General features: G+C 45.6%; 13 protein-coding genes and 1 riboswitch. Of the genes, 12 read left to right on the forward strand and 1 reads right to left on the reverse strand.

The features are described from left to right. Window positions 1-10: 10 nt before the first annotated feature. The 5 genes from RBH91_RS07930 (at window position 11) to RBH91_RS07950 (ending at window position 5,682) form a co-directional block, all read left to right on the forward strand. The gene (locus RBH91_RS07930) at window positions 11-1,633 is read left to right on the forward strand and encodes a peptide ABC transporter substrate-binding protein (RefSeq protein ID WP_307894086.1); all 1,623 of its coding nucleotides are present in this window, start codon (window positions 11-13) and stop codon (window positions 1,631-1,633) included. Window positions 1,634-1,722: 89 nt separating this feature from the next. Beyond that, window positions 1,723-2,646 carry a S66 peptidase family protein gene (locus tag RBH91_RS07935; protein WP_307894698.1) on the forward strand — a complete coding sequence of 308 codons (924 nt, stop codon included), beginning with the start codon at window positions 1,723-1,725 and terminating at the stop codon, window positions 2,644-2,646. Window positions 2,647-2,665: 19 nt separating this feature from the next. Next, window positions 2,666-3,763 (forward strand): mandelate racemase/muconate lactonizing enzyme family protein, encoded by a 1,098-nt coding sequence (locus tag RBH91_RS07940; RefSeq protein ID WP_307894087.1) that lies wholly within the window; start codon window positions 2,666-2,668, stop codon window positions 3,761-3,763. Continuing rightward, complete coding sequence (locus RBH91_RS07945) at window positions 3,760-4,647, forward strand: C40 family peptidase (protein WP_307894088.1); 888 nt, start codon at window positions 3,760-3,762, stop codon at window positions 4,645-4,647. The genes RBH91_RS07940 and RBH91_RS07945 overlap by 4 nt, the downstream gene beginning before the upstream one ends. 21 nt (window positions 4,648-4,668) lie before the next feature. Further along, window positions 4,669-5,682, forward strand: coding sequence for an ABC transporter ATP-binding protein (locus RBH91_RS07950; RefSeq protein WP_307894089.1), 1,014 nt, complete (start codon window positions 4,669-4,671; stop codon window positions 5,680-5,682). Between the two features lie 81 nt (window positions 5,683-5,763). Here RBH91_RS07950 and RBH91_RS07955 read toward each other — a convergent pair whose 3' ends face one another. Then, window positions 5,764-6,630 (reverse strand): dimethylarginine dimethylaminohydrolase family protein, encoded by an 867-nt coding sequence (locus tag RBH91_RS07955; RefSeq protein WP_307894699.1) that lies wholly within the window; start codon window positions 6,628-6,630, stop codon window positions 5,764-5,766. 187 nt (window positions 6,631-6,817) lie between these two features. Here RBH91_RS07955 and RBH91_RS07960 point away from each other — a divergent pair, with 187 nt between their 5' ends. The 7 genes from RBH91_RS07960 (at window position 6,818) to RBH91_RS07990 (ending at window position 12,080) form a co-directional block, all read left to right on the forward strand. After that, the gene (locus RBH91_RS07960; protein ID WP_076762333.1) at window positions 6,818-7,336 is read left to right on the forward strand and encodes an acyl-CoA thioesterase; all 519 of its coding nucleotides are present in this window, start codon (window positions 6,818-6,820) and stop codon (window positions 7,334-7,336) included. Between the two features lie 131 nt (window positions 7,337-7,467). Next, on the forward strand, window positions 7,468-8,205 hold the full coding sequence (locus RBH91_RS07965) for a DUF421 domain-containing protein (protein WP_307894090.1): 738 nt from the start codon (window positions 7,468-7,470) through the stop codon (window positions 8,203-8,205). A 257-nt stretch (window positions 8,206-8,462) separates the two neighbouring features. Beyond that, window positions 8,463-9,770: a pectate lyase family protein gene (locus tag RBH91_RS07970; RefSeq protein WP_307894091.1), complete on the forward strand. Its 1,308-nt coding sequence runs from the start codon at window positions 8,463-8,465 to the stop codon at window positions 9,768-9,770. 119 nt (window positions 9,771-9,889) lie between these two features. Then, entirely contained in the window at window positions 9,890-10,222 is a 333-nt protein-coding gene (locus tag RBH91_RS07975; RefSeq protein WP_307894092.1) for a PadR family transcriptional regulator, read from the forward strand. 5 nt (window positions 10,223-10,227) lie between these two features. Beyond that, the gene (locus tag RBH91_RS07980) at window positions 10,228-10,977 is read left to right on the forward strand and encodes an HAAS domain-containing protein (RefSeq protein WP_076762337.1); all 750 of its coding nucleotides are present in this window, start codon (window positions 10,228-10,230) and stop codon (window positions 10,975-10,977) included. 79 nt (window positions 10,978-11,056) lie between these two features. Beyond that, window positions 11,057-11,554 carry a small multi-drug export protein gene (locus tag RBH91_RS07985; protein WP_307894093.1) on the forward strand — a complete coding sequence of 166 codons (498 nt, stop codon included), beginning with the start codon at window positions 11,057-11,059 and terminating at the stop codon, window positions 11,552-11,554. Between the two features lie 4 nt (window positions 11,555-11,558). Further along, window positions 11,559-12,080: a DinB family protein gene (locus tag RBH91_RS07990; protein WP_307894094.1), complete on the forward strand. Its 522-nt coding sequence runs from the start codon at window positions 11,559-11,561 to the stop codon at window positions 12,078-12,080. Between the two features lie 47 nt (window positions 12,081-12,127). Further along, window positions 12,128-12,227, forward strand: a riboswitch (guanidine-I (ykkC/yxkD leader). Window positions 12,228-12,254 lie beyond the last annotated feature (27 nt).

Raw genomic sequence — 12,254 nt, forward strand, 5'->3', positions numbered from 1 at the left:
GGGGGATTTGATGAAAAGGTTGTGGCGTACTTTGGTCATCGCGGTGCTTTTCGTGATGCTGTTCGGATGCACGGCAAATGAACAGGCTGGACAGGAAGCGGAAAAGAAGGGGAAAGAAGCAGAAAAAGAACAAATACTGAGGCTGAATAATGAAAATGAACCGACTTCATTCGATCCGCCAATCGGCTTTAATAATGTGTCATGGCAGGCGCTCAACAACTTGATGGAGGGATTGACAAGGCTTGGCGCAGACCATGAGCCTCTGGCGGCGTCAGCGGAAAAATGGGACATTTCTGAAGATGGGAAAACATATACTTTTACAATTCGCGAGCAAGCGAAATGGTCCAATGAAGACCCGTTGACAGCGGGTGATTTTGAATATGCGTGGAAGCGGCTGCTTGATCCGAAAACAGGTTCGTCCGCCGCGTTTTTAGGCTATGTTATCGAGGGCGGTGAAGCGTTTAACAGCGGAAAAGGCACAAAAGATGATGTGAAAGTTGAAGCATTGGATGACAAAACACTTAAAGTCACATTGACAAGCCCGCAAAAAGCGTTTTTAAACATTGTGGCCAATCCGGCGTTCTTTCCTGTCAATCAAAAAGTCGCCGAAGAAAATCCAAAATGGCATGAGGAAGCCGAGACTTTTGTCGGGAACGGACCGTTTAAGCTGACAGAGTGGAAGCATGATGAAAGCCTGACAATGGAAAAAAGCGATACGTATTGGGATCAGGATACTGTAAAGCTTGATCAAGTCACATGGGCGATGGTCGATGACAGAAATACCGACTATCAAATGTTCCAGTCGAATGAGCTTGATACATCCTATGTACCGGCAGAAATGAGCGAGAAGCTGATGGGCTCTGATCAGGTGAAAGTCTTCGAGCAGGCAGGGATTTATTTTTACAGGTTCAATGTCAATATGGAGCCGTTCCAAAATGAAAAGATCAGAACAGCGTTCGCGATGGCCGTTGACCAGGAGGAAATCGTTGATTATGTCACGAAAAACGGGGAAAAAGCGGCGCATGGCTTTGTTTCTCCCGGGATGAAGGGGCCGAACGGCAAGGACTTTCGCGAGGAAGGCGGCGATTTGGTTAAATACGATGCAGATGAAGCGAAAAAACTGTTGGAAAAAGGCATGAAGGAAGAAAATTATCAAAAGCTTCCTGCGGTTACATTGACATACAGCACAAAGCCTGAGCATAAAAAAATGGCAGAAGCGATTCAGCAAAAGCTGAAAAGTACGCTTGACGTCAATGTGAAACTCGCAAATATGGAGTGGAACACATTTCTTGAACAGCAAAAGGCGCTGAAATTTCAATTTTCCCAAAGTTCTTTTCTGCCGGATTACGCAGACCCAATCAACTTTCTGGAAAGCTTTCAAACCGATAATTCGATGAACAGAACCGGGTGGAGCAGCAAAGAGTATGATCGGCTGATCAATGCGGCAAAAAATGAAGCTGATGAAGAAAAACGGCATGAGCTGATGCATCAGGCTGAAAAGCTGTTATTTGCCGGAATGCCGATCATTCCGATCCACTTCTATAATCAAGTCCATTTGGAAAAGGAGAATGTAAAAGGCATTATCCGCCACCCGGTCGGCTATATCGAGCTGAAATGGGCCGAGAAGCAATAATCTGCAAGAAACCTTGTCCGCCTGTGGTCTTCTGTGCACCTTTTAGCACAAGAGCCGGGCGGATTTTTCACAAAAGGGGGTAATCTGTGTTGAAAATTGCGCCTCAAGGATTAAAAAGAGGAGATGCGGTCGGAGTGATCGCACCCGCCAGTCCGCCTGATCCCGGGAAGCTTGATGCAGCCGTCCGGTTTTTAAAAGATCTGGGGCTCCATGTCAAAATGGGCCGTGCCGCTGCAAAAAAACACGGCTATTTGGCCGGAAAGGATGAAGACCGTCTGCGCGATTTGCATGATATGTTTGAAGATCCTTCTATTAAAGCGGTGATCTGCGCGTGCGGAGGATATGGCACGGCAAGAATCGCCCAGCAAATCGATTATCGGATGCTGAAAAACAACCCGAAAATATTCTGGGGCTACTCAGATATTACGTTTTTACATACAGCCATCCGGCAGAACGCCGGTCTCATCACCTTTCACGGACCAATGCTCAGCTCTGATATCGGACGGGATGATGTCCACCCGCTGACAAAATACTCTTTTCAGCAGCTGTTTCAACAGATGACGCTCACCCTTACAGATGAGATCACGCCTTTAGAGACGGTTGTGGAAGGAAAAGCGAAAGGGGAGCTGACCGGCGGAAATCTCGCCCTCCTGGTGACAACGCTCGGTACGCCGTTTGAAATTGATGCAAGAGGGAAGCTGTTATTGATTGAAGATGTCGATGAGGAGCCTTACCGAATTGACCGGATGCTTAATCATCTGAAAATGGCCGGGAAATTTTCTGAGGCGGCCGGGATTCTGGTTTGTGATTTCCACAATTGCACACCGAAAAAACGCGAAGAATCACTGACACTGCAAGACATTTTCCAAGACTACATCGTTTCTGAGGGAAAGCCGTCGCTGTCGGGCTTTAAAATCGGCCATTCATCACCGAACATCGCTGTGCCGCTCGGAGCGGAAGCCGTATTGGATGCCGATCAAAAACAGCTGACGATCGAACCGGGTATTTCTTGAAACATAAAAGGAGGTCGGCATGAAAATTACCGATATCAACACATACCGTATCGCTGTTCCATTGAAAAAACCTTTTAAAACCGCGCTTAGAACTGTACATACACTAGAGGCCGTCATTGTCAAAATGTCGGCTGAGAACGCGGCGGCGGGCTGGGGGGAAGCGCCCCCGACCGCCGTCATCACCGGTGAAACCCTTGACAGTATCGAAGGTGCGATCAAAGAGGTGCTCGCCCCGGCGCTGATCGGCCGCAGTTTATTAAGGGCGGAAGCGATTTTTCATGACATCGAAAAGCTGATGATCGGCAATACAAGCGCAAAGGCAGCCGTAGAAATGGCCGTTTACGATTGTTTAGCGCAGATGTGCGGGCTGCCCTTGTATCAATTTTTAGGAGGTTACAGGCGGGAAATTGAGACGGACTTTACCGTCAGCGTCAATCCACCTGAAGAAATGGCGGAAGATGCCGCCCGCTATATCAAAGAAGGGTTTCGTATTTTAAAAATAAAGGTTGGAAAAGACGACATTCATACAGATATCGTCCGCATCCGCGAAGTCCGCAAGCAAGCGGGGAACAACATTCGAATTCGGCTTGATGCCAATCAAGGCTGGACGGCAAAGCAGGCCGTCAGAGCCATTCGGAAAATGGAGGATGAGGGCCTTGATATTGAGCTTGTTGAACAGCCGGTCCCTAAACATGATCTTGAAGGCTTAAAACAAGTAACAGATGCAGTAGATACACTGATTATGGCGGACGAAAGCGTCTTTACCCCAGAAGAGGCTTTTCAAGTGCTTAAAACAAGAAGCGCTGATCTCATCAATATTAAGCTGATGAAAGCGGGCGGCATCAGGCAGGCGCTGAAGATCAATGCCATTGCAGAAGCATGCGGGGTGGAATGCATGACCGGAAGCATGATCGAAACGAGGCTCGGCATTACAGCAGCAGCCCATTTTGCTGCAAGCCAAAAAAATGTAACAAGATGTGACTTTGATGCCCCGCTTATGCTGAAAGAAGATATCGTTGAAGGCGGTATCAGCTATGAAGGCAGAAAAATGACATTGCCTGATGCTCCGGGACTTGGGATTGACCATATCAAAATGTTAAGGGGGGATGACGGGTGAATGTTTATACAGCCGCTGTATCAGTGGCTAATGTCTGGACGCATTGGGGAGCGCCGCGCAAGGTTGATGAAATGATGCTGTCACAGCCTGTTCGAATCAGAAGCTGGCTTGACTCGTTAACATATGAGGACCGTCTTGAGCTATGTACGGAAAATCTTATTCAAACACAAGTGTTATTCGGCGAAAAAGTAGTGGTGCTTGATGAAAAGGATGGCTGGGCCTCTGTCGTCATTCCCGGGCAGCCGTCTGCAAAAGATAAGCGCGGTTATCCGGGCTGGATTCCAAAAAACTGCCTGGCAAGAACACATGAACCGCAGACGGAAGCATTCGCCGTCATTCAAAAACCGACAGCTTTTTTATATGACGAAGAAAAAACAAAAGAGTTCGAATTGAGCTTTCTCACAAAGCTTTCGATGTTATCCGAAGACAGAGCCTGGTTTGAAGTCGCTACACCACTCGGCCGCAAATGGCTGAAAAAAGCAGATGCGAGAATCTCGGCAAGCGCCAAAGGCTCCGGAAAAGACATTGTTCAAACAGGAAAAACTTTCTTAAACCTGCCGTATCTTTGGGGAGGAATGAGCGGGTTTGGCTATGACTGTTCAGGCTTTGCCTTCAATATGCTGAAAGCAAACGGATATCACGCGCCGCGGGATGCCGGTGACCAGGCGCAAGGAGGAAAAGAAATTTCCTTCAGCAGTCCCGAGCAGGGGGATTTGCTGTTTTTTGCATATGAAGAAGGCAAAGGACGGGTTCACCATGTCGGCATTTACTGCGGAAACGGTCAAATGCTGCACTCTCCAAAAACAGGAAAATCAATTGAAATCATATCTCTCAAAGACACGATATATGAAAAAGAATTGTGTGCAATAAGGCGCTACTTTTAACCAAAAACGGGGGAGATCGGCTTGAACAGAGACACTTTATTAAAAGTCAGCCGGCTGAAAATGCATTTTGACGCCGGAAAAGGCAAAACAGTTAAAGCGGTTGACGGCATTTCTTTTCACATAAAAGAAGGGGAAACATTCGGGCTTGTCGGTGAATCAGGGTGCGGCAAATCGACAACCGGCCGCGTATTGATGCACCTTTACGAACCGACTGAAGGTGAGGTGACATACCGGGGGATCAACATTCACAACCTGAATGACAGAGAGGCGTTTCAGTACAAACGCAAAATCCAAATGATTTTTCAGGACCCGTACGCCTCATTAAATCCGCGGCTAACGGTCAGGGACATCATGCTGGAGCCGATGGAGATCCATGATCTGTACGGGGGAAGAAGAGCGCGTCTCGAAAAAGCGGACGAGCTTTTGGAAGCAGTCGGCCTGCACAGAAGTTTTGCAAATCGCTATCCGCACGAATTCAGCGGCGGCCAAAGGCAGCGGATCGGCATTGCCAGGGCGCTCACACTTGAACCGGAGTTCATCATCGCGGACGAGCCGATTTCAGCCCTTGATGTATCCGTACAGGCTCAAGTCGTTAATCTCCTGAAAACATTGCAAAAAGAAAAAGGGCTCACCTTTTTGTTTATCGCCCACGATCTCTCAATGGTCAAGCATATCAGCGACCGCATCGGCGTCATGTACCTCGGACACATGGCTGAAATCACAGACAGCGCCCGGCTCTATAAAGAGCCGCTTCATCCGTATACGCAAGCCCTTTTATCGGCCATTCCGATTCCCGATCCCGACATCGAAGACAAACGGAAGCGAATCATTTTAAAAGGTGAGCTTCCAAGTCCGATCGACCCGCCAAGCGGCTGTGTCTTCAGAACGAGATGCCCGGCCGCTATGGACATTTGCGCGGCGCAAAAGCCTGAGTTAAAAGAAGCGGACGAAGGCCATTTCGTCGCCTGTCATTTATATGACGGAGACGTGGGGAAAGAAGCGGACGGCATGAAGGTGACGCTGCAGGCCAGATAAAGCGCGACCCGTGGTGTGAAAGAATAAAGGAAGATATCGAACGTCCGATTTCACATAAAAAAGGAGCCTTATCGGGCTCCCTCACCTGCAGCTCCTGACAATCGGCATTGTACAGCATCTAAAAGAGCCGCCGGATTTTATAATCTCTGACAGGTCGATTTCAATGACTGTATAGCCTCGTCTCCTGAGCTGTTTGTTGACATCTTGATTATCGGGAAGGCTGATCACGGTTTTATGACCGATGGACAGTACATTCGTTCCGAGAGTGAACTGTTCATCGTCAGTTATTTCGATCATATCGTAGCGCTTGCTGAGCATCTGATACTCTTTTTCTCCCAAGGCTTTTGGGTAGACGAGCGCTTCGGTTGGAGAAAGTATATTAAAGACGCAATCCAAATGGAGAAATGTTTCTTCGAACGGCACAGGAATCACTTCATATGAAGGAAGCTGTCGCTTCAGCTCTTGAACCGCTGAAAACGTTGTCCTATGGCTGATTCCGGCATAAACCGTGTTTTGGTCAATAAGAATGTCCCCGCCTTCAATCTTATATCCCTGATTAAAGGTGGTGCAGGTGATGCTTTCCTTTGCTAGCCATTCCTGCAGAACATTTTCTTCGCCTTGGCGGATATCTGCTGATAGCCGAGAGGAAAAAACGGTTTCGCCGACGATAAACCCGATATCCCGGGTGAATACTTGCTCTGGAAATTGGCTCAACGGCGGCAGCAGCACCACTTCAACATGTTGTTTTTCCAGTTCTTGAATTAGTGTTTCATGCTGGCGGACAGCAAGTGTTTTATCGATATTTTCTTTATGGAAGTATTTTTGCGTTTCATTGATGACTTCTGCAATTTCCATATACTCCGGCCTGCATAGCACAACTTTTTCTAAAATGTCATATTCGCTCGTACAGTTGGCTTTATGGTCTTTTTTCGGTACGGCTGAATCCATGTTCTCTCCCCCGTCTCTCTTTAATACTTTCATTATTCCCTTCCCAGCAAAGGAAATAAACGTTTTAGCAAGAAAATCTCACAAGTGATCCGGATAAAAAACTTTAGACAAATGAATTCTAATAGTGTTTAATAAAGAAAATTCCACTTTACAAACACAGGACACAGACATCAAAGGAGTAATGGATATGAAGGGACCAGAAAAAAGATACTGCCGGGAATCAAAAGTTGTCAAAACAAGCCGCGTATTTCCGCTCGATACAAACAATCACAACACCTTGTTCGGCGGAAAGCTGATGAGCTATATTGACGATATTGCTTCGATATCTGCGGCGCGCCATTCCAGGTGTGAAACGGTTACAGCTTCAATGGATTCCGTCGATTTTCTCGAGCCGATCCGCCAGGAAGATTCCGTTTGCCTCGAATCTTATGTGACTTGGGTCGGGAGAACATCGATGGAGGTATTTGTGAAGGTGATTAAAGAACATTTACTATCAGGCGAACGAAAGCTTGCCGCCACATCCTTTTTAACATTCGTGGCCCTTGACAAAGACGGAAATCCTCAGGCTGTTCCGCAAGTTGAGCCGGAGACGGAAGAAGAAATCATGCTTCATCAAACAGCCCAACAGCGCGCGGAAGAACGCAAAAGTCATCGAAAACACAGTAAAGCACTTGCCCAGGCGCTTGCCGTAGACAAGCCTTGGTAAACATTTGAATGTAAGCTGCTGTAACTCATCCCTCTTATCTAGGGACTGCGGTTTCAGCAGCTTTTTGAATATATCACGCAAATAAAGTTGAACATAAAAGAAATGACAAAAAAGGGAAGAAGAAATGCAATATGAATTTTGGACATTTTTGGATATTTTTGATCAAGCCGGCTTTAGTGTTCACCATTGCCTATATTCTTTTTCGGATAGCAGGAAAGAAAGCCGTTTCCCAAATGACGAATTTTGATCTTTTGCTGACCTTCGCCATCGGAACGATTATCAGCGAACCGATTCTTACTTCTAAAATTTCGATGTCCATTTATTACGCACTTACTTTTCTTATCTTTTATTTGGCTGTTGAAAAGCTGTCACTGCACAATAAATGGAGGTGGTTTCTTGTTGTCAGCCCGACCGTTCTGATCAGAAACGGGGATATTGATGAAAAGGGCTTGAAAAAGGAGCGGCTTACCGTTAATGAACTGCTCGGCAAGTTGCGCGAAAAAGGATATGCCGATCCCCGTGACATCGATCTTGCATTGATCGAAGAATCAGGTCAAATCAGCGTCATCCCAAAATCTGAAGCGAGGCCGGTTCAGCCGCGTGATTTAAATATCAGGACTGAACGAAACTTTGTACCGATTCCCCTGATTTTGGACGGTGAAATCATCGAACACAATTTAAAATATTTGAAAAGAACGAAAGAATGGCTGTTCGAAAAGTTGGATGAAAAAGGAGTATCACAAGCGAAGTTGTCATCCGTTACACTTGGTACCTTAAACGAAAACAATGAACTCATGATTGATATGGAAAAAACCGGCGCTCCGTTATCGAACAGCCCTTATCTTTATAAACCCGGCCGGGACAAGTAAAACTATCGCCGAATAGGCGATTTTTTTTATTTTATTATTTCGAAAAATTTTATCCGATATTACCCTTCTTCCTCATCCTTTGTTTTCAGCCACTTCACCTCCGTTTATCGGGAAGTTATGCCCTATGTTTGATGGGGAATATGTCATTGATCGACAGAAGTATGACAAAGAAGATAGGAGGAAAATATGTTGTTTTTTGTATTTTAATAGAATATATTAGTTTTTGTGAAAAAATTTTGATAGAAGGAGCAAGTATAATGAAAAAGCTTTTTGGATTCATGATGCTGTCTGCCATGCTGCTGCTCAGCTCTTCTTTGTCCGTCCAAGCGAAAGACTACGGACGTGAAACCCTGGGCTCAAAAGACGGCTGGGGCGCTTATGGAGAAGGAACAACCGGAGGAGCCGACGCTTCCTCTGACCACGTCTATACAGCTGAAAACCGTAAGCAGCTTGTTGAAGCATTGGGAGGAAATAACAGCAAAAACGGCACCAATGAGACGCCGAAAATCATCTATGTGAAGGGAACGATTGATCTTAGCGTTGATGATAAAAACAAGCCTTTAGGCTATGATGACTATAAAGATTCTGAATACAGCATTGAGAAGTATTTAAAAACTTATGATCCAAAGAAATGGGGAAAAAAAGAGCCGTCAGGAAAGCTTGAAGAAGCAAGACTCCGGTCTGAAAAGAACGAGAAAGAGCGCGTGATCATTAGAGTCGGCTCAAATACGACCATCATTGGAGCTGGAGAAGATGCGAAAATCGTCGGCGGCGGTCTATATATCAAAGGCGCCGAAAATGTCATTATCCGCAACATCGAATTTGAAAATGCCTACGATTTCTTCCCAGGCTGGGATCCGACCGATGGAAGCAGCGGAAACTGGAATTCGGAATTTGATAATCTCTTAATTGAATCATCTAAGCATATCTGGATCGACCATTGCACATTCAATGACGGAAGCAAGTCTGATGAAAAGACCGAGACTTATTTCGGACGCGAATTCCAGCATCATGACGGATTGCTGGATATTAAAAAGCAGTCCGACTTCATCACTGTTTCCTATAATGTATTTTCAGGCCACTCTAAAAACACGATTGTCGGATCAAGCGACAGTTATAAAGCCGACAACGGACATCTGAGAGTGACATTCCACCATAATATGTACGAAAATATTAAGGAGCGTGCTCCGCGTGTACGTTACGGCAAAGTGCACATTTACAATAACTATTTTAAAAGCACGAAAGAAAGCTACAACTATTCATGGGGTGTAGGATATTCTTCAAAAATTTATGCTGAAGACAATTACTTTGATCTCCCGGAAGAAACGAAGACTTACAAATTGATGAAAGTCTTTAAAGGTGACGCATTATATGAAAAAGACACACTGGTGAATGATCAACAAAGCGTGTCAAAGATTGATGTTGTCAGCACATATAATAAAGAAAAAAATGCGTCGATAAAAAAATCAGTGGGCTGGACGCCTAAGCTGTATGAAAAAATCGATGACGCAGAAGATGTTCCGGAAATTGTCGAAGAACAGGCCGGCGCGGGAAAATTACAATAGCTATAAGGCGGACATGCTTGCATGTCCGTTTTTTTATTTTAGGTATCTTGCAATGCAAAATAGTGTGTGGTACGATTCAGGTATCTTGTATTGTAAGATAATGAAAGAAGGAGATTGTGATGAGTTCGACACAAATGCTGAAGGGAATCTTAGAAGGATGTCTGCTGGCCGTCATCTCGGAAGGGGAGATCTATGGCTATGAAATGACAAAGGTGCTTGCGAAATACGGTTTTTCGGATATTAGCGAAGGGAGCATATATCCGATACTTTTGCGCATGCAAAAGGAGAAATGGGTCAATACAGAGCTGAAGGCGTCGCCGAACGGGCCGGAGAGAAAATATTATACGCTTGCCCCCCGCGGTGAAGAAGAGCTTCATTCCTTCATGATGCGGTGGAAAATGTTGTCTGAAAGCGTAGGCGCATTGCTCGATAAAACAGTTGATGAGGAGTGAAGCATGTGCTGTCTAAAGATATGCAGCAAGTTTTAGACGATATGAGAATATACTTAATGTCCGCAGGAAAAAGCGACAGGGAAATTGAAGGGATCATGGATGAATTGACGGTTCATGCCGAGGAAGGCGAAAGGGACGGAAAAAGTGTTCGGCAAATTTTCGGAGACTCTCCAAAGGCATATGTTCAAGAGATTTCAAAAGAGCTTTCATCAAGACCGATGGAGATTGCGCAGATCGTGTTTATCATTTTTCTTGGCGCTGTATCTTATTTTATTTTCAATGATGCTGTTCATGACAGCCTCGAATATTCGCTTTATGTGCTGGCGGGCTATCCGATTTATCTTTTGCTGGGAGCTGTTTTGACTTCTTTTTTAGGCCGGATTTCAGCATTTAAAGCAAAGAAAACCGCTGTTTTGTATATGTCGATTTACTCCATCTTTATGTTTTCTTCCATCTTGGCCATCATCTTTGCCGACCGCGTATATGGCACCCCGGTTCTGTCGATTGACGGGGCGGGACGCTGGCTGATTATGGGGCTTTCTTTCATCTGCATTGTTCTTGTTTCTTTCTGGGCGAAAGTAAAAGTTTTGGCCGCACTGCCTGTTCTTTTGGCCGGCGTTCATGTCATGTTTCAAGTCCTTGGATGGGATTCGGAGGCATGGGGGATTGCAGAAGCGTATATCCCTTATATCGGCTTGATTGTACTTATGGCCTTTGAAGCCAAGCGTTCCAAAAAAACGGCTGAATATGAATGAAATACCGGAAATCTTTAGATTTTTAAAAGGAGCTTTTTTAGCAGTTTGAATCTATCAAAATATGAAAGGTGACTGATAAATGGACATTTTATGGGGATACATTCTCGTCTTTATTTTAGCGGCGATTCCCTGGTTTGAGGTGATCGGAGTCGTTCCGCTGGCGATTATTGCCGGGCTCAAACCCGTTCCCTCCGCTGTCATCGCTCTGTTTGGAAATCTGTTGACCGTTTTGATGCTCATTGTGTTGATTGACAAAGTGAAGCGGTGGCTGAACGGAAGAAGAAAGGAGAGTGTGCAGAAAGATAAGCTGTCAAAGCGGAAAAGCAGGGCAAAGAAGATTTGGCACACTTATGGACTGCCAGGCCTCTCCTTCATCGGCCCTTTTTTTATCGGCTCCCACCTGACCGCTTTTATGTGCATGGGATTTGGGGCAGGACGGAGGAGAACCGCCTGGTGGATGACGGGAAGTCTTGCTTTGTGGACGACGGCATCCGCGATCGCCGCCTATTATGGATTCAGCTTTCTCGCTCCTGAGCATGAAGGAATCCTGAAAAATATCTTTAAACAAGAGGAGTGAAGGGATGTCATTTGTTAAAGATCTGCATACCGATGAAGAAATGGCGCCTGCCGTCGCTGTTCTTTTTTCAGCGGTCAACGAAAATATCGAGCGCCTGAAGTCGATCGTCTCCGGCATCAGCCAAGAGGCGCTCGAGTATAAAGGCGAGCATGGCAGTGAAAACAGCATCGCGCAGCTGGTCTATCATTTAATCAATGTGGACATTCGCTGGGTTTACAGGCTGAAAGAAGAAGAGTTTCCAAGAGAACTCGAAGAAAGCTACGGGCCGATGACGGATGAAGACGGACTTCTGCCTGAAGTGAAAGGGGTGCCTCTGTCCGTTTTAATCGAACTTTATGACAATGTGCTGGAGCTCTTGAAACATACCGTTAAAAAGCTTTCGGAAACCGACTTGCTGAAGAAGGTTCCGTATGAAGACGGTACTGCGACAATCCGCTGGGGGATTTGGCATATGTCAGACCATAACCGCTATCATCAGGCGCATATTCAGGCATTGCTCAAAGAATTCCGCAAACAGGATAGTTGATATTTTGCATAAAATTTGATATAATATCAGTTAACAAATTTCATATCGTTAAAGTTTTCTAGGGTTCCGCGCATTGGATGTGGTCTGGTCCGAGAGAAAACACATATGAAGTTCATATGCACACGGAGGGACAAAAGCCCGGGAGTATCGTTGCCATCGATAACCCGGGTTTTT

Origin of the sequence: Bacillus swezeyi, assembly GCF_030908325.1 — a bacterium.
GTDB classification, from domain to species: domain Bacteria; phylum Bacillota; class Bacilli; order Bacillales; family Bacillaceae; genus Bacillus; species Bacillus swezeyi.

Excerpts from the sequence above, each read along its gene's own strand:
- RBH91_RS07930 (WP_307894086.1), top strand. The coding sequence starts at position 11 with ATGAAAAGGTTGTGGCGTACTTTGGTCATCGCGGTGCTTTTCGTGATG.
- RBH91_RS07940 (WP_307894087.1), top strand. The coding sequence starts at position 2,666 with ATGAAAATTACCGATATCAACACATACCGTATCGCTGTTCCATTGAAA.
- RBH91_RS07955 (WP_307894699.1), bottom strand. The coding sequence starts at position 6,630 with ATGGATTCAGCCGTACCGAAAAAAGACCATAAAGCCAACTGTACGAGC.
- RBH91_RS07960 (WP_076762333.1), top strand. The coding sequence starts at position 6,818 with ATGAAGGGACCAGAAAAAAGATACTGCCGGGAATCAAAAGTTGTCAAA.
- RBH91_RS07965 (WP_307894090.1), top strand. The coding sequence starts at position 7,468 with ATGAATTTTGGACATTTTTGGATATTTTTGATCAAGCCGGCTTTAGTG.
- RBH91_RS07970 (WP_307894091.1), top strand. The coding sequence starts at position 8,463 with ATGAAAAAGCTTTTTGGATTCATGATGCTGTCTGCCATGCTGCTGCTC.
- RBH91_RS07975 (WP_307894092.1), top strand. The coding sequence starts at position 9,890 with ATGAGTTCGACACAAATGCTGAAGGGAATCTTAGAAGGATGTCTGCTG.
- RBH91_RS07985 (WP_307894093.1), top strand. The coding sequence starts at position 11,057 with ATGGACATTTTATGGGGATACATTCTCGTCTTTATTTTAGCGGCGATT.
- RBH91_RS07990 (WP_307894094.1), top strand. The coding sequence starts at position 11,559 with ATGTCATTTGTTAAAGATCTGCATACCGATGAAGAAATGGCGCCTGCC.